This is a genomic window from Desulfovibrio desulfuricans DSM 642, assembly GCF_000420465.1.
Lineage (GTDB): Bacteria > Desulfobacterota > Desulfovibrionia > Desulfovibrionales > Desulfovibrionaceae > Desulfovibrio > Desulfovibrio desulfuricans.
Genome location: NZ_ATUZ01000013.1, coordinates 169,452 through 184,607, shown reverse-complemented (window position 1 = coordinate 184,607; position 15,156 = coordinate 169,452). Strand labels below are relative to the sequence as shown.

Here is a 15,156-nt window from a genome sequence, read left to right as displayed (position 1 = left end):
TGTGTCATAGTGATGAGGTTGGCGGGCCGCACAACGCCCGTGCCAGCCTACATAAACTCAAGGAGCCGCAAAATGTCGGGCCTCAGCCGTTCCATACACCTTACGGTGCATATCCATAAAGATCCTGCCGCTATGGCCGAACGCGCCGCCCACATTCTGGCGGCAGCCTGCGAAGAAGCCATCGCCGACAGGGGTGTTTTCAGAATCGCGCTCTCCGGCGGGCAGACCCCCACGCCACTTTTCCGCCTGCTGGCGGGCAAAGACTGGGCCGACCGTCTTCCCTGGGACAAAATGACCTTTTACTGGGTGGATGAACGCTGCGTTGGCCCTGATCACCCTGACAGCAACTACGGGCTTGCGCGCCGCGAACTGCTGAGCATGGTTCCTGCCATGCACTTTTTCCGCATGCGCGGCGAGGAAGATCCCGTTGAAGCCGCCGTCAAATACGAGCAGCAGATCCGCGCCGAATTCAATCTCGGCCCGCAGGAACTGCCCCGCTTTGACTTTATGCTGCTGGGCATGGGAGAAGACGGCCACACGGGTTCCATTTTCCCCAATTCGCCCGCCCTTGCCGAACGCAAGCGCCTTGTCATTGACCAGTACGTGCCTGAACGCAAGGCCGACCGCCTCACGCTCACCCTTCCTGTCATCAACAACGCCCGCTGCTGCATGTTCCTCGTGACCGGCAAGGAAAAGCACGATGTGCTTTCGCGCGCGCTCAACCTGCTGGCCGAACCCACCCTGCCCGCACAAAAGGTGCGCCCCGGATTTGGCGAACTGATCTGGGTTGTGGACGAAGCCGCCGCCCGAGGCGTGTAAGCCACCCCATTCACGGATATCTCAATCAAAGCCACCCGCCATCGGGTGGTTTTGATTTGATCCCCCCGGCAAGCAGATGCAGGCCCCTGCGCCTTCCATCAAATGCGGCAATACTGAAACGCAAAAGCTCCTTTTTCAAGGAGCTTTTTATTATCAGCCTGCAAGTTGTATAAGCGGAAAAACTTTCTTTCTGCCTGCGTTACGGAGCGATGGCAGCATCGTCGCCAGCAGGCTTTGCCTCCACAGCAGGACTGGCGGGTTGCTGCTCTGAAGGCGGCGTTTCGGCCTTTTCCGGCTTCTGCACGGGCTTCCGTACTGTCTTGTGCGCGGGCTTCCGCGCGATATCCGGGGCTGCCTCCTGTACGGATTCCTGCTGGATATCCTGTTTGGGCAAAGGCTCCAACCCCTGCCACACGCGGGCCTTGCAGATGATTTCCGGCCTGTATTCAAAATGCATCAGGTCATATTCGTGCCATTTTCCGCCCCAGATAAAGCCCTCGTTTTCAAAGGCTTCCACAATGGCGGAGGGATAGCTTTGCTGCAATGGGTGCGGGCGCAGTTTGCTCCAGCGCCAATAGGTGGCAATGCCGGGGCTGATGTCAAAGGCAATGCCGAACGCGTGGGGGCTCAAGCGGTTCTCGCCCGCAATGCGCCGCCAGGCAAACCCGCCGTCCATTTTCAGCAGGGTTTTCAGGCGAGGATCCTGAGCGGCTTGCGGGGCAAGATGAGCGTTTGCCCTGTTCATGGCTTGCGCCGCTGCGGGCGAAAGATGCAGATGCTGCCCCAGCAGGCGGGCCTGTACCAGATGCCCCCCAACAGCCTTGGGCGTGGATCCGTAAAGGGCTTGCAGCAGATCGTAGGAGCGCCGCCGCCCCGGCGAAACACCCAGAGGAGTATCGGGCCGCTGCGGCTCCAGAGGATAGGGCTCGGCCATGCTCGTCCGCACGCTCACTACCCACTCGGATTCATGCGAGCCAGCCGGGGGAACCGCCCCCGGCGCAGCGCCATACAGCACGCGGCGGCCATCGTTAAACACCAGCCACTGGCCCTGCGCGTCCGTCGTCATGCCTGTAATCTGCGGATAGGCCCGCCGCAGACAATAAAAATCCACCTGCGCGGCATCATCAAGCCCTGCGGGCAGATCTGCGGCGTCAATCAGACCGTTGGCAGCAGCCGCCCCAGTGGCTCCGCTTGCAGGCGCTGCATTGGCAGACGCAGTTGCGGGCGCGTTCGATGACACAGCCGTCTCGGCATGCACGACATGGGCACAGCACAAAAAAATAAAAAGCAGCAATATTGGCATGAAGGCACCCTAGCCGCCCCCGGCTTGTCAAGGCAAGCGCTTTTGCGTACATCTGCGCCATGTCTGCCTGGAAATTTTATCTGGTCACGTTCGGCTGCAAGGTCAATCAGTACGAAACCCAATCACTGCGCGAAGCCTGGCTTGCCCAGGGCGGCGTGGAATGCAGCGCCCCTGCCGAGGCGGATGTGGTGTGCGTCAACAGTTGCGCCATCACCTCCAAAGGCGAAAGGGACGCGCGCAACGCCGTGTTCCGCCTGCGCAGGGAGGCTCCGTCCTCGCGCCTGATTCTTACCGGTTGCGCGGCGCGGCTCTTTGCCGATTACAAACCGCGCCCCGGCGCCATTTGGGCCGCCCCTGATCTGCTGGTGCCGCAGGAAGAAAAAAGCCGCCTGCTGCATGGCCCATGGGCCGACCTTGACGGCGAGGGCGTCACCCCGTCCGCCGGGGTGATGGAGGCTACAGCACCTGCGGCCACAGTTGCCGCCTTGACGCCCGCACAGGCCGAGGCGCAAGCAAGCAAGCAGGCATTTCCGCCATTTCAGATTTCCGCCTTCAAGCGCGCCCGTCCGGTACTGAAAGTGCAGGATGGCTGCGCCCACCGCTGCACCTACTGTATTGTTCCCTCTACGCGCGGCAAACCCCGCAGCCGCCCGGTGGATGAAGTCGTTTCCGAGGCGCGCCGTCTGTTGCAGGCAGGCCATGCGGAAATCATGGTCTCAGGTATCAATCTGGGCCAGTACGGACGCGGCACGGATACGGGCGACTTCTGGAATCTGCTGCGCACGCTTGACGCGGCTCTTGCGCCGGAATTTGCCGGGCAGGCGAGGCTGCGCATCAGCTCGCTGGAACCCGGCCAGCTCAATCAGCAGGGGCTGGACGCCCTGCTTGCCTGCCGCATGCTCTGCCCGCATCTGCATATTTCTTTACAGCACGGCAGTCAGGCGGTGCTCAAACGCATGGGGCGCGGCCACTACACCCCGACCATGCTGGAGCATGCCGTGAGCGCGCTGGCCTCGCACTGGCCCATCATGGGCCTGGGCGCCGATATCATCGCGGGCTTTCCCGGCGAGACGGAAGACGACATGCGCCAGTTGCTGGAGCTGATCGACCGCCTGCCCATGAGCTACGCCCACGTGTTCCCGTATTCGCGACGGCCCGGCACAGCGGCAGACCGCTTTGACGGGCAGATTCCCCACAGCATCAAGCTTGAACGCGCTGCCCGCCTGCGCGAAGCCGTGGGCCGCAAGCAGCAGGCATTTCTGGCAGAACAGCTCAAACTGCCCCGCATGCTGGTGGCGGCAGACAATCCGCAGGCATTTGCGGACTCCGCAACGGATGCGGCCCCCACGCCGGAATCTGCGGGCAAGAACAAGAAGAACTCAGTGAAAGGCGTGAATGAATACTACGCCGGCTGCTCCATCCGCCTGCCCGCACAAGGCAAAAGACCCGGCGCGGATGCGGGGCTGTTGCCCGCACGCCCCGTGGCCCTTACCGAAAAAGGTCTTGTGGTGGAGTTGATAGAACAAAAATAAGCGCAGCGCCTCAGTGCCTCTGTACACTGCATAAAAGAAAAGGAGAGCATGGCTCTCCTTTTCTTTTATCTGTATAAACCTGTGCTGCTCTTTCGGTGAACCCCTTACAGGCCCCCCGCAAGCAGGCTAGATGCTGATCTTCGCGCCCAGCAGCTTAACAAACTCGGCGATCAGGGCGGGATGGGCAGGCCACGCGGGGGCAGAAACAAGGTTGCCGTCCACAGTGGCGCTGGTGAGTGTTTCGTTAAAATCGCACCAGATGGCCCCGGCGTCCACCACATCGGGTTTGACCGCCGGGTAGGCAGTGCAACTGCGGTTTTTCAGCACCCCAGCCGTCACAAGAATCTGCGGGCCGTGGCACACAGCGGCAATGGGCTTTTTGGCGTCGTTGAATTCGCGCACGATTTCCAGAATGCGGGGGTTCAGACGCAGATATTCCGGAGCGCGGCCACCGGGAATAACAAGACCTGCGTAGTCAGCGGTGTTTACCTTGTCGAAATCGTAGTTGATACCGAAGTTGTGTCCGCGTTTTTCAGAATAGGTCTGGTCGCCCTCAAAGTCATGGATGGCCGTACGCACACTTTCGCCAGCCTTTTTCCCGGGGCAGACAGCATGCACTTCATAGCCCAGCATCTGCAACATCTGGAAAGGCACCATGATTTCATAATCCTCAACATAGTCGCCAGCCAGCACCAGAATTTTTTTCATATGATCCTCCAAACGGGGAGCGGCCCGTTAACGCGGTCGCCAAGACCGGTTGTTGCGCGGCGGCCGGGCGGCAAAACACCGCCCTTGCCTTGACCGTATATATACTTATATATGCACACAAAGCATGTGGGCAAGCCCCTGACGCCCCCTGGCCCGCACAATTGCGCACCTGGGAGGCTGGTCGATTTCTGACCGCAGCGGCCTGCGCAAGCTTCAGAACATTTTCAACAGTAATTATTCTGGCGCCCCCCATGTTGCGGTATGCCGCCGCAAGGGTTTCATTCCGGCAACGAATCAGGAGAATAATCATGCCCATGTACGATTTTGTCTGCACGGCCTGCGGCAATAAATTTGAAGATCTTGTTTTTGGCGATGAAGTACCCGCCTGCCCCAAGTGCAGCTCCCCCGCCACAGAAAAGCAGATGTGCGTACCCAGCCCGCTGAAAACCGGGGCTTTCCCCTACAAGCCCGGCCCGGTGCGCCCCATGGGCAAAGGCATGCCCCCCTCCTGCGCGGCTGGCGGCGGCTGCGGCGGCTGCAGCGGAAATTCCGGCGGATCGCAGGCATAATACGCTGATTTTAAAAATAAAAAATGCATACCCGCAGCGCCGGGCCAAGGGCATTTGTTGCATTCGCAAGCCCCTTGCTCTACACTGACGCATATCTTTAGCAGGAAGGAAGCTATGCTCCGCAGCATGACCGGCTTTGGCCGCTGCCTGGTGGAAAACGACTACACCACCCAGCAGTGGGAGGTTAAAAGCGTCAACAGTCGCCATCTTGACCTCAAGTGGCGTTTGCCTCTCTCTATACGCAGCCTTGAACCGCGCCTTGAAAAAGTGGTGCGGCGCTATGCCTCGCGCGGGCGCGTGGATGTGAGCCTGGTCTTGCAGTATGCGCCGGGCAACACCCCTGCCATGCGGTTTGACATGGTGCAGGCAGCAGCCATGCTTGATAATTTGCAGGCACTGGCTGATGCTCGCGGCGAGGCCTATGTTCCCGACTTCAACGCGCTGTTGCAGATCCCTTCCCTTTGGGGCGACAGCGGCGAGGAGCTGGACGAAGACACCGCCCGCTGCCTTGAAGAAGGCCTGGCCCTTGCGCTGGAAGACTGGAACGAGGCCCGCTCCGCCGAAGGCCGCTCCCTTGCCACCGACATGCACTCCCGCATACTGCGCATGGAAGAATGGACAGGCCTTATTGCCGACCGCGCTCCCAATATCAAGGAAGAACGCGCCAATGCCCTGCGTGAGCGCCTGAGCGAGGCCCTGTCCCAGAACGGGCAGGAGCTGGAAGAAGGCCGCTTTTTGCAGGAATCCGTCATTCTGGCAGACCGCCTGGATGTGAGCGAAGAACTCACGCGCCTCAACACGCATCTGGCGCGCCTGCACGACCTGCTGCAAACCGGCGGCGATGCCGGACGGCGGCTCGACTTTACCTTGCAGGAGTGCTTCCGCGAGATCAATACATGCGGCAACAAGCTGCCTGATGTGCAGCTTTCGCGCATGGTGGTTGATTTTAAAAACGAACTGGAAAAATGCCGCGAGCAGGTTCAGAATCTGGAATAAACATGCCTCGCGAACGTCTTATCAATATTGGTTTTGGCAACTATGTGCTGGCGGGCCGGGTTGTGGGCATTGTCAGCCCTGCATCTTTGCCCATGAAACGCCTTCGCGAAGACGCGCGGGCTGAGGGAAGACTCATTGACGCCACCCAGGGGCGCAAAACGCGCTCCATTCTGGTGACGGATTCAAACCACGTCATACTTTCCTCCATCCAGCCGGAAACAATCAGTCAGCGCTTTGCGCAAGAGGAAGGGGACTGATGCCCCGCGAAGGCATAGCACTGGTGCTGAGCGCACCGTCTGGCGCAGGCAAGACCACACTGGTCAAACGCCTGTTGGCGGAATTTCCGCATATTGGCTACTCGGTTTCGTGCACGACGCGGCAACCGCGTCAGGGCGAAGTGGACGGCAAGGACTACATTTTTCTGAGCCACGAAGAATTCGAGCTGCGGCGTGCACAGGGATATTTTGCAGAATGGGCCGAGGTTCACGGCAATTTTTATGGTACGCCGCTGGCTCCTGTGAAGGAAAAGCTGCATCAGGGCCAGGACGTGCTTTTTGACATTGACGTGCAGGGCGCGGCGCAGCTCAAGCTTTCCCTTTCGGAAGCCACGTTTGCCTTTATCCTGCCCCCCAGCCTGCACGAGCTTGAAAACCGTTTGCGCGGGCGCGGGCTGGATGACGAGCCAACTATTGCGCGCCGCCTTGTCAACGCGAGGTCAGAGATTCTTCAGGCCCGATGGTATGATTCTGTCATTGTAAACGACAATCTGGATCAGGCCTACGATACCCTGCGGGCGGTGTATGTGGCTGCGGGGCTTGCACCTGCGCGCAATCCGCACCTGCTGGATGAGATTCTCAACCGCTGATGCGCGCTGACCGGTACTGACAGATTCTGCTGTGGGCTGCTCCGCAGACCGCCAGCAAGAATGATCCGCCCCCGCCGCAGCACGGCATGCGTGTTGGGGCAAAAGACCTGAAACCGCATATTTTGTTCGTACAGCCGGATTTCTGGCCGCGAGCAGCAGCACAGGAAGCAACATGCCCACGCAGCAGCACAGGCCGCAGCATCGGCCACAACTGGCGGTAGCTCTGGATTTGCCCGAAAAACAGATTGCACTCGCGCTGGCGCGCAAACTGCGCGGCACGGTTCCCTGGTGCAAGGTGGGCATGGAGCTGTTCACCCATGCAGGCCCCGGCCTGCTGGAAGAACTGTCCGCAATGGGCTTCAGCGTTTTTCTTGACCTGAAGTTCTACGATATCCCCAACACCGTGGCGCAGGCTGTCAAAGCTGCGGCGGCGGCTGGGGTGAACATGCTGACCCTGCACTGCCAGGGCGGTGAACGCATGTGCCGTGCAGCGGCTGAGGCGGCAGCCGGGGTTTCCGGGCCGCGCCCCCTGCTCTTTGGCGTGACAGTGCTTACAAGTTTTGCGCCCGGCGAAATGCCCGGCATCGAGGCCTCGCCCGCCGATTTTGCTCTGGCTCTGGCCCGTCAGGCGGGGCCGTGGGGGCTTGACGGCGTGGTCTGCTCAGGGCATGAGGCTACAGCCATCAAGGCCAGTTGCCCCGGCCTGCGCTGCCTTTGCCCCGGGATCCGCCCTGCGGGTTCCGCCGCTGGCGACCAGCGCCGCGTTATGACGCCCGCTCTGGCCATTGCGGCAGGAGCTGACTATCTGGTTGTGGGCAGGCCCATCACGGCTGCGCCGGACCCGCTGGCAATGGCCCGGCAGATTACGGAGGAAATGGCCTCCGCGCACACATAAAGAAGTATTGAGGATGAGCATGGCCGGTCAAACGCCCAAAAGCGCGCAAGGCGATTCCCACAACAGCGGCAAAACCGATGTTCGCGGGGTCTTCTCCACTCAGGAAGTCCGCAGGGTGGGTACTGGCACGACCACGCGCAAGACCGTGCAAAAAACCTTCTGGTTCATAGAGCAGCACGGCAAGGAAATTGACTGCCAACCGCTCAATACCAACTATGTGCCCAGCGGCCCCAAGCGCAAAATCACCCTGGACGAGCTTATTTCCAAATTCTCGCCCGAGCCGGAATTTTACCTCAATTCCGTTTTCCCCAAAATGCAGGAGATGCAGCGCAGCATTGATAACGGCGACGAACATCGCGAAAATGGCGAAAACTTTGCCGCCGAATTTGAATACACGCGCGCCCTCAAGGTGGATGAAGAAAACGTGCGGGCCAACTTTGGCATTGGGCTGACCTATCTTGAGCGGGGCGACAACGCCAAGGCGCAGGACATTTTTCAGCGCCTGGTAAAACTCGAAGCCGCATTCGAGCCAGAGCACAAGCACCTGTTCAATGAATTTGGCATCAATCTTCGCAAAAGCAAGATGTTGCAGGAATCGTTTGAATACTACCAGCGCGCTCTTGAACTTTCGCCCACTGACGAAAACCTGTACATGAACATGGCCCGCGTACTGCTTGAACTCAAAGATATCGGCCAGTGCGTTGATTATCTGCTGAAAGCGCTTGAGCTGGCCCCACGGCACGAAACCTCGCTCAAATTCCTGGCATGGCTTATTCAGAAACAGCTCGTACCCGCCGACCGCTTAGAAGGAGTACGCGCCGCACTTCAGGCCGCACAAAACGGGGCCGCGCAGAAACCCAAAACGGCGGGCTAACGCTTTGAAAAACTGGCTGATCCGCGAGCCTGTGCAAAACATCTGCCCCACGCCGCCCCGGCAATGGGCAGATGCTCTCTCCATCTCGCCCCTTCTTCTTGAGATTCTCTGGCGGCGTGGCCTTTCCGAAAGGGATGCCATGGACGCCTTTTTGTCCGCCCGGCTTGATACGCTCACGCCCCCTGACCGCTGGCCCCAATTGCCCGAAGCATCCAGTCTGCTGGCATCTGAACTGCTGGCCGGAAAAAAACTGGCAGTCTGGGGCGATTATGACGTGGACGGCGTGACAGCCGCCACCTTGGTGCTGGATGTGCTTGAAAGCCACGGCATCCACGCGGACTGGCATATCCCCGACAGACGCAGCGAGGGCTACGGCCTTAACGTGCCGCATATTGAGGCGCTGGCCGCCCAGGGCTGCGGCGTGCTGCTCACGGTGGACTGCGGCATTTCAGACATGCAGGCAGTGCAACGCGCTCGGGAGCTTGGCATGACTGTGGTGGTTTCCGACCACCACCTGCCGCCCGAAGAGCTCCCCCCTGCCCACGCCATCTGCAACCCCCGCATCCTCGCCGCAGAAGATCTGCCCTACCCGCACCTTGCTGGTGTGGGCGTGGCCTTTTACCTTATGGGGGGCGTCAACGCCGCCCTTGCCCCGCATACGGGCAAAAAGCACAACATGGGCGATTGCCTTGATTTGGTGGCGCTGGGCACCCTTGCGGACGTCATGCCCCTCACCGGAGAAAACCGCGTGCTCGTGCGCGGCGGGCTTGCCCGCATTGCGCGGGCGGAACGGCCCGGCATGGCGGCCTTGAAAGTTGCTAGCGGAATGAACGCCGCGGCGGCGTTAAGCGCCGGACAGGCTGTTTTTCGCCTTGCGCCGCGCATCAACGCCGCTGGGCGCATGGGCAAGGGCGAGCTGGCCCTGCGCCTGCTGCGCGAAAAAGATCACGTTGCCGCCGCAGGCATGGCGCAGGAGCTGGACGAACTCAATCTGGCCCGCCGTCAGGAAGAAGAACGCATCTACGCAGAAGCCAAGGCGCAGGCATCAGACATCCTGTCGCGCGGGCCGCGCGCTGGCCTTGTGCTCTACGGCAAGGACTGGCACCCCGGCATCGTGGGCATTGTGGCCTCGCGCATTGTGGAAGATTACTACCGCCCCACCATCATCGTATGCGACGATCAGGGCAGCCTCAAAGGCTCGGGCCGCTCCGTGCGCGAATTTGATCTGCACGGAGGGCTGACCCGCACGGCAGATTGCCTGCTGAACTTTGGCGGGCACCGTCAGGCGGCGGGCGTACGCCTTGCGCCGGAAAGGCTGGAGGAATTTCGCGCACGGTTCGACGCTGTGGCGGAAGAAGTGCTTGGCCCCAACCCGCTGCTTCCCAGCATCACGCTGGAATGCGAGCTGGGCTTCAAGCTGGCAGGTGATCACAACTTTCTCAAGGAACTTGAACTGTTGCAGCCCTTTGGCCCCGGCAATCCCGAGCCGGTATTCCAGTCGCCCCCGCTGCTGGTCAAGGAACGTTCTTTTCTTGGGCGCAGCAGGGAACACGTGCTTTTGCGCCTGACGGACAGCGCCAGCGGCATTACCCTTTCTGCAAAGGCCTGGCGCATGGCTGACGAACTGCCCGCCTCCCTCATCAACAAGCACATTCTTGTGGCCTACACACCGCGCATCGACACCTACAACGGCATTGCCTCGGTAGATATTGCCATCAAGGACTGGCGGCCAGCCTGACCGTCCAGTCTTGCAACAGACGCATAAAGGGGCAGCCCGGCACCAATCAGCCGGGCTGCCCCTTCTTCAGTATGTGAGGCGCGTTATCCCCGCTTCATTTCTGCAATCAGGTCGCTCAAGGCCTTGGCCTGACGCGTAAGATCCGTCACGGCCTGGGCCGCTTCGTCCATGGCTCTGGCGGTCTGCATGGAGATATCGTTAATCTTCACTATGGTCTGGTTGATTTCATCGCTGGTGGCAGACTGCTGCTCGCTGGCAGTGGCAATGGCGCGCACCTGATCCGCCGCAAGCTCCACACTGTTGACAATGTGGGTGAGCGCTTCGCCAGACTGCCCCGCAAAATCAGAGGCAACCTCCACCTGTCGCAAGGCAACTTCCATAACCTCCACGCTCTTGGCAGTGCTGGTCTGGATGGCCTTGATGGCATTGCCGACATCATGGGTTGAGGCCATGGTTTTTTCTGCCAGTTTGCGCACTTCGTCCGCCACCACGGCAAAACCGCGCCCGGCATCGCCAGCACGGGCGGCCTCTATGGCGGCGTTGAGGGCAAGGAGATTGGTCTGATCGGCAATGTCAGAAATCACGTTCATAATGCGGTTAATTGCCTGAGCATGGTCGTTCAGTTCCGCCATGTCGCTCTTGAGCCCGTGCGAAATCTCGCGCACCTGTCCGATGCTTTGCAGGGACTGCTGCACAATGCTTGAACCATTTTCAGCGCTGCTGCGCGTCTCCTCGGAGGTGGACGAAGCAGCCGAAGCGTTACGGGCCACTTCCTGCACCGTGGCGTTCATCTGGTTCATGGCTGTGGCCGCTTCGGTAAGGCGCTGCGCTGATTCTGAGGCAGCCTTCTCTGACTGCCCTATCTGCTCGGAAAGCCGCGCCGAAGCCGAAGCGAGGATATCCGCCACGCCTTCAAGCTGCCCCGCAGCAGCAAGCATGCCCTCTTTGCGCGCGTTTTCCGCCTGGCTGGCGGCCTGCTCTGCGCGTTCAGTTGCCTGACGTGCCTGTTCTGTGGCCTTATGCGCCGCAGCGGTTTTTTCCTCGCTCTCGCCCAGCAGGCGCTTGATGTTGGCCATCATGCGTTCCATGCCAAATGAAAGTACGCTGAACTCGTCGCCTCTTTTTTCAGATGTTCGCAGCAGCCGCTCCTCCGCCGCGGAACATTCGAGCCTGCCGCCAGCAATGGCCTCGGCAATGCCGGAAAGCCCGCCCAGCAGGTGCACGATACTTCGCACACTCAAAAAGATGACGATGCCTACCACAAGGGCGCAAGCCACCGCCGTCAGCACGTTATTGACCAGCATGTCGCTGATGGACTCATAAAGAAGGGTTTTGTCCAGCTCCAGACACAATATCCAGCCTTCATCGGGCATATCTGTATAATACAGAATTTTTTCAAGCCCTTCGGCATTCACAAATTCAAGGCGGCCCTTTTTGTTTTTAAGAACTTCCGTCACCCAGGCCGAGCCTGTTTCTTTCTGCCCGATGCGCTTCAGGTCGGGGTGCTGTACAATGACGCCTTCCGTATTGATAACAAAGGCCAGGCCCACATCACCAAGATCAATCTTGTTTGTGGTGGCGTTGGCCAGCTTGTCGTTGTCTGTACCCCCGTAAATGACGCCTACTATCTTGCCTTTGTCCTTAACGGGCATGCCGATGATGGTGGTCATTTTTTTGGTGGCCACGCTGACCAGCCCCACAGAGCTGACCACGCCCTTCATGCCGTTGATAAAATAGCTGCGCTTTGAAAAATCTTCGCCAATAGTGCTGCTGAACTGCTGCGTATCGCCCTTTTTGCTGTGCATAATGACTTTGCCGTCAGGAGCAATAAGGCCGCATGTGGCAATATTGCTGTTCACATCGGTAAAGTTCTTGAGGGCGTCATGGGCGTGGAGAAAAAGCTCATCGTTGTGGTCAATGGGAGCGCCATTGGCATAAGCTTCAAGAAAGAGGCGAAGGCGGCGATTTTCGGCAATTTGGGCAAGCGCTTCCTTCATGGATACAAAGACCGCGTTCAGGCCCACTTCCTGCCCTTTCAGAATGGCCGCAATATCCTGCCGGGTCTGCTTTCGCAATGCGTCTTCAGACATACGATGACTTATGCCAGCCACAAGGGCCAGGCCAAGCATGGATGGAATAAGGATGTACAGTGACATCTTCGTCAAAAGACCCAGCTTCATAGTGCCTCCCGGTACCTGACGCCCGTTCTGAAAAAAGGAACAGTTTTCAGTTTTATCGTCATATTTCGGATATGCAATAGGGCAAAACGCACTCATGCCTGCACGAGCCAAGACTAACGGATACCTCAACATGAACGATTCTGACCCTTATGGCAATGGGCAGAAATCGTTCAGTGATTGCTTTCAAAAAACAAGATGCCCCCGGTCAGAATAACTCGGGGGCATCGCCTTGCAATAAAAAAGCGTTATCGGTTACGGCATGGTGTACACGCGTTCGGTGTTAAAGATATTGCCTTCTTTTTCAAGCCCTTGAGCTGCGGCTTTGCTGTACCATGCAGCGGCTTCTGACGGATTTACAGGCACACCTACGCCAAATTCATAGCATGCGCCCACGTAACGTTGCGCCTGCGCAAAGCCCAGGTCGGCAGAACGCTTGGCCCAGGCAAAGGCCTGATCCTGATCTTTGGCAAACCCATACCGCCCCTGGCTGTAATAAAGCGCAAGGTTGAACTGGGCTTCCGCATTGCCAGCAGCGGCGGCGCGGCTCATAAGATCGGCCACGGCTGTATCGTTTTTGGGAACCCCGGCGCCCAGTTCATACAGATAGCCCAACTGCACCTGCGCCTCGGCGTAATTCTGCTCAGCAGCTATGCGAAACCACTTGGCAGCGGTTTCCATATCCTGCGCCACGCCAAGGCCGTTTTCGTAGCAGCGGCCCAGCAGCACCTGAGCGCGCGGATTGCCATCGCCGGCCAGAGGTTGCACCATCTGCACAACCCTGTTGTATTGACCGATATTGTACGCAGTCCAAGCCTCATCCAGCGTTTGCTCGGCGCTTTTGGCGGGAGCCGCCTGAACTGTAGCACCCATTCCTGAACCCAGGGCCAGCGCTGCGGCCAAAAGGATTGCAGAACCTATTTTTTTCATAAACGTCTCCTTTGATTCCGGCTTTGCCGCCGGAGTTGCACGGCCAGACAGTAGTACCAGCGCGGGCTGTTGGCAAGCCGCCCCTTGACGCCGTAGCTGGCAGAAGGCACAAACACAGCAGGGCGCAGGGCTTGCCCAACCTTTTTTGCGCTCTGAGGAGATTTTGCATGACTGTTCCCCCAAACGGCCCGCGACACTACCAACCCGATACTTCTGAACAGGCTGCGCTGCCCGAGGGCGATGCGGGCAAGACGGGCGCGCCGCGCGTGGTTGATGTGGAAATTCTGCACGACCATGAAGGCTCACGCAATGCCGGCCAGCACACAACAGGACAAGGCAAGGCCAGAGCGCAGGGCAACGGGTGGAATAGTGCCCCCGGCTTCGGCCCCTATAAGGATGGAGCGGGCACAGGTTCGGGCCAGGCAGAGTCGGGGCGTCAAGAGTACCGCAGCAGATTTTTCTACCGTGGAACCTTCGGTCAGCCCGGAGGCCTAGGCGGCATGAACCTTGGCCGCGTGTGGATGGGCGGCAACGACCAGACAGGTTGCCTTGCAGCCAGTGTGACCTTTGCCCTTTTTATGGTCTGCCTTGCCCAGTTTGGTTTTCTTGCGGGCATCGGCTTTGTCTTCTTCCATATAATAGGCACGGTCATGGGCGTTATGCGCGATCTGCGGCAGTTCAGCACGGGCCGCCTGCCCAATCCGTGGACATGGCGCATCGGCAACTGGGCTGTTTCGTTCCTGCTGACGGCTTGGTTTGCCGGAGCCTTTGACTGAGCCGCGCCGAGGTTATGCGCAATGACTGACAGCCCTTGGCTCGTCTACCTGCTGGAGTGCGCTGACGGCACGCTGTATTGCGGCATCACCACAAATATGGAGCGCCGTCTGGGCCAGCACAATGGGCAGGTTCCAGGCGGGGCGCGCTACACGCAGGGGCGGCGGCCCGTACGGCTCATTGCCAGCCGGGCCTGCGGCTGCAAAGGTGACGCGTTACGGCTTGAACTGGCCGTCAAATCACGCCCGCGCCCCCAAAAACTACAATTTCTGCTTGATGGAGAGAGTGTTTCATGCTGACACCTGATGCAATGATGGCCTTTTTTGCCGCCGCTCTGCTGCTTAGCATTGCACCTGGGCCGGACAATATCTTTGTGCTCACCCAGTCTGCTCTTTTTGGTGTTGGCGCTGGCATAATCACCACGTTAGGGCTTGTTACGGGCCTGTGCGTTCACACTACGGCAGTAGCGCTGGGCGTTGCCGCCATTTTTCAGACCTCGGCCCTGGCCTTTACCCTGCTCAAAGTAGCGGGCGCGGGCTATCTGCTGTGGCTTGCCTGGCTCTCGTTTCGCGCCGGGGCATCCACAACAGATGTGACGGATGGAGCCGCCAGCAGCACTGGCAGCAACTTCCCCGGCTACATGACGCTCTATCGCCGGGGAATAGTGATGAACGTCACCAACCCCAAGGTTTCACTATTTTTTCTGGCCTTTCTGCCGCAATTCTGCGACCCCGCTCGCGGCAGCGTGGCCTTGCAGGTGTTGAGCCTCGGCGGCCTCTTCATGCTGGCTACCATCGTGGTTTTCTGGACTGTGGCCGCCCTTGGGGGCCGTCTGGCCGTATGGTTCAACCGTTCAAAGCGCGGGCAGGTCATGATGCAGCGCGTGGCGGGCTGCGTGTTTGTGGGGCTGGCTTCCGCCCTGATGCTCAGCGGGCGCTGATGCGCAACGCGGGCCGCTCGTTTATGAATTTACAGG

Annotated in this window: 16 protein-coding genes; 12 read left to right on the top strand and 4 right to left on the bottom strand. The window is 59.4% G+C overall.

Translation table 11 applies throughout. The annotated features are described in order from the left end of the window. The first annotated feature begins 72 nt into the window (after positions 1 to 72). A complete protein-coding gene (pgl, locus tag G449_RS0106345; RefSeq protein ID WP_022658474.1) occupies positions 73 to 819 on the top strand; it encodes a 6-phosphogluconolactonase in 747 nt (248 codons plus the stop codon). Positions 820 to 1,018: 199 nt separating this feature from the next. Here pgl and G449_RS16270 read toward each other — a convergent pair whose 3' ends face one another. Further along, positions 1,019 to 2,059: a M15 family metallopeptidase gene (locus G449_RS16270; protein WP_245559836.1), complete on the bottom strand. Its 1,041-nt coding sequence runs from the start codon at positions 2,057 to 2,059 to the stop codon at positions 1,019 to 1,021. Positions 2,060 to 2,181: 122 nt separating this feature from the next. Here G449_RS16270 and G449_RS0106335 point away from each other — a divergent pair, with 122 nt between their 5' ends. After that, the gene (locus tag G449_RS0106335; protein WP_022658472.1) at positions 2,182 to 3,654 is read left to right on the top strand and encodes a MiaB/RimO family radical SAM methylthiotransferase; all 1,473 of its coding nucleotides are present in this window, start codon (positions 2,182 to 2,184) and stop codon (positions 3,652 to 3,654) included. A gap of 126 nt (positions 3,655 to 3,780) precedes the next feature. On the opposite strand, the gene G449_RS0106330 is transcribed toward G449_RS0106335, so the two are convergent. Continuing rightward, complete coding sequence (locus G449_RS0106330; RefSeq protein WP_022658471.1) at positions 3,781 to 4,362, bottom strand: DJ-1/PfpI family protein; 582 nt, start codon at positions 4,360 to 4,362, stop codon at positions 3,781 to 3,783. 308 nt (positions 4,363 to 4,670) lie between these two features. Here G449_RS0106330 and G449_RS0106325 point away from each other — a divergent pair, with 308 nt between their 5' ends. The 7 genes from G449_RS0106325 to recJ all read left to right on the top strand — a co-directional run bounded on the left by G449_RS0106325 (position 4,671) and on the right by recJ (position 10,299). Beyond that, on the top strand, positions 4,671 to 4,931 hold the full coding sequence (locus G449_RS0106325) for an FmdB family zinc ribbon protein (RefSeq protein WP_022658470.1): 261 nt from the start codon (positions 4,671 to 4,673) through the stop codon (positions 4,929 to 4,931). 114 nt (positions 4,932 to 5,045) lie between these two features. Continuing rightward, positions 5,046 to 5,927 (top strand): YicC/YloC family endoribonuclease, encoded by an 882-nt coding sequence (locus tag G449_RS0106320; protein WP_022658469.1) that lies wholly within the window; start codon positions 5,046 to 5,048, stop codon positions 5,925 to 5,927. 2 nt (positions 5,928 to 5,929) lie between these two features. Then, the gene (locus G449_RS0106315) at positions 5,930 to 6,184 is read left to right on the top strand and encodes a DUF370 domain-containing protein (RefSeq protein WP_022658468.1); all 255 of its coding nucleotides are present in this window, start codon (positions 5,930 to 5,932) and stop codon (positions 6,182 to 6,184) included. Beyond that, on the top strand, positions 6,184 to 6,792 hold the full coding sequence (gene gmk, locus G449_RS0106310; RefSeq protein ID WP_022658467.1) for a guanylate kinase: 609 nt from the start codon (positions 6,184 to 6,186) through the stop codon (positions 6,790 to 6,792). Before G449_RS0106315 ends, gmk begins: the two co-directional genes overlap by 1 nt. Positions 6,793 to 6,964: 172 nt before the next feature. Next, positions 6,965 to 7,687, top strand: coding sequence for an orotidine-5'-phosphate decarboxylase (gene pyrF / locus G449_RS0106305; protein ID WP_022658466.1), 723 nt, complete (start codon positions 6,965 to 6,967; stop codon positions 7,685 to 7,687). Positions 7,688 to 7,706: 19 nt separating this feature from the next. Then, positions 7,707 to 8,561, top strand: coding sequence for a tetratricopeptide repeat protein (locus G449_RS0106300; RefSeq protein WP_034605299.1), 855 nt, complete (start codon positions 7,707 to 7,709; stop codon positions 8,559 to 8,561). 4 nt (positions 8,562 to 8,565) lie between these two features. Then, positions 8,566 to 10,299: a single-stranded-DNA-specific exonuclease RecJ gene (gene recJ / locus G449_RS0106295; RefSeq protein WP_022658464.1), complete on the top strand. Its 1,734-nt coding sequence runs from the start codon at positions 8,566 to 8,568 to the stop codon at positions 10,297 to 10,299. Positions 10,300 to 10,382: 83 nt separating this feature from the next. Here the strand turns inward: recJ and G449_RS0106290 are convergent, their stop codons facing one another. Together G449_RS0106290 and G449_RS0106285 are read right to left on the bottom strand one after the other, a co-directional pair. Beyond that, positions 10,383 to 12,479: a methyl-accepting chemotaxis protein gene (locus G449_RS0106290; RefSeq protein WP_022658463.1), complete on the bottom strand. Its 2,097-nt coding sequence runs from the start codon at positions 12,477 to 12,479 to the stop codon at positions 10,383 to 10,385. 252 nt (positions 12,480 to 12,731) lie between these two features. Next, positions 12,732 to 13,406: a tetratricopeptide repeat protein gene (locus G449_RS0106285; RefSeq protein WP_022658462.1), complete on the bottom strand. Its 675-nt coding sequence runs from the start codon at positions 13,404 to 13,406 to the stop codon at positions 12,732 to 12,734. 167 nt (positions 13,407 to 13,573) lie between these two features. Between G449_RS0106285 and G449_RS17755 the strand changes: the two genes are divergently transcribed. The 3 genes from G449_RS17755 to G449_RS0106270 are packed head-to-tail and all read left to right on the top strand — an operon-like array spanning position 13,574 to position 15,120. Then, on the top strand, positions 13,574 to 14,182 hold the full coding sequence (locus G449_RS17755; RefSeq protein ID WP_022658461.1) for a hypothetical protein: 609 nt from the start codon (positions 13,574 to 13,576) through the stop codon (positions 14,180 to 14,182). A 21-nt stretch (positions 14,183 to 14,203) separates the two neighbouring features. Next, complete coding sequence (locus G449_RS0106275; RefSeq protein ID WP_022658460.1) at positions 14,204 to 14,479, top strand: GIY-YIG nuclease family protein; 276 nt, start codon at positions 14,204 to 14,206, stop codon at positions 14,477 to 14,479. Continuing rightward, positions 14,473 to 15,120 carry a LysE family translocator gene (locus tag G449_RS0106270; protein ID WP_022658459.1) on the top strand — a complete coding sequence of 216 codons (648 nt, stop codon included), beginning with the start codon at positions 14,473 to 14,475 and terminating at the stop codon, positions 15,118 to 15,120. The genes G449_RS0106275 and G449_RS0106270 overlap by 7 nt, the downstream gene beginning before the upstream one ends. Positions 15,121 to 15,156 lie beyond the last annotated feature (36 nt).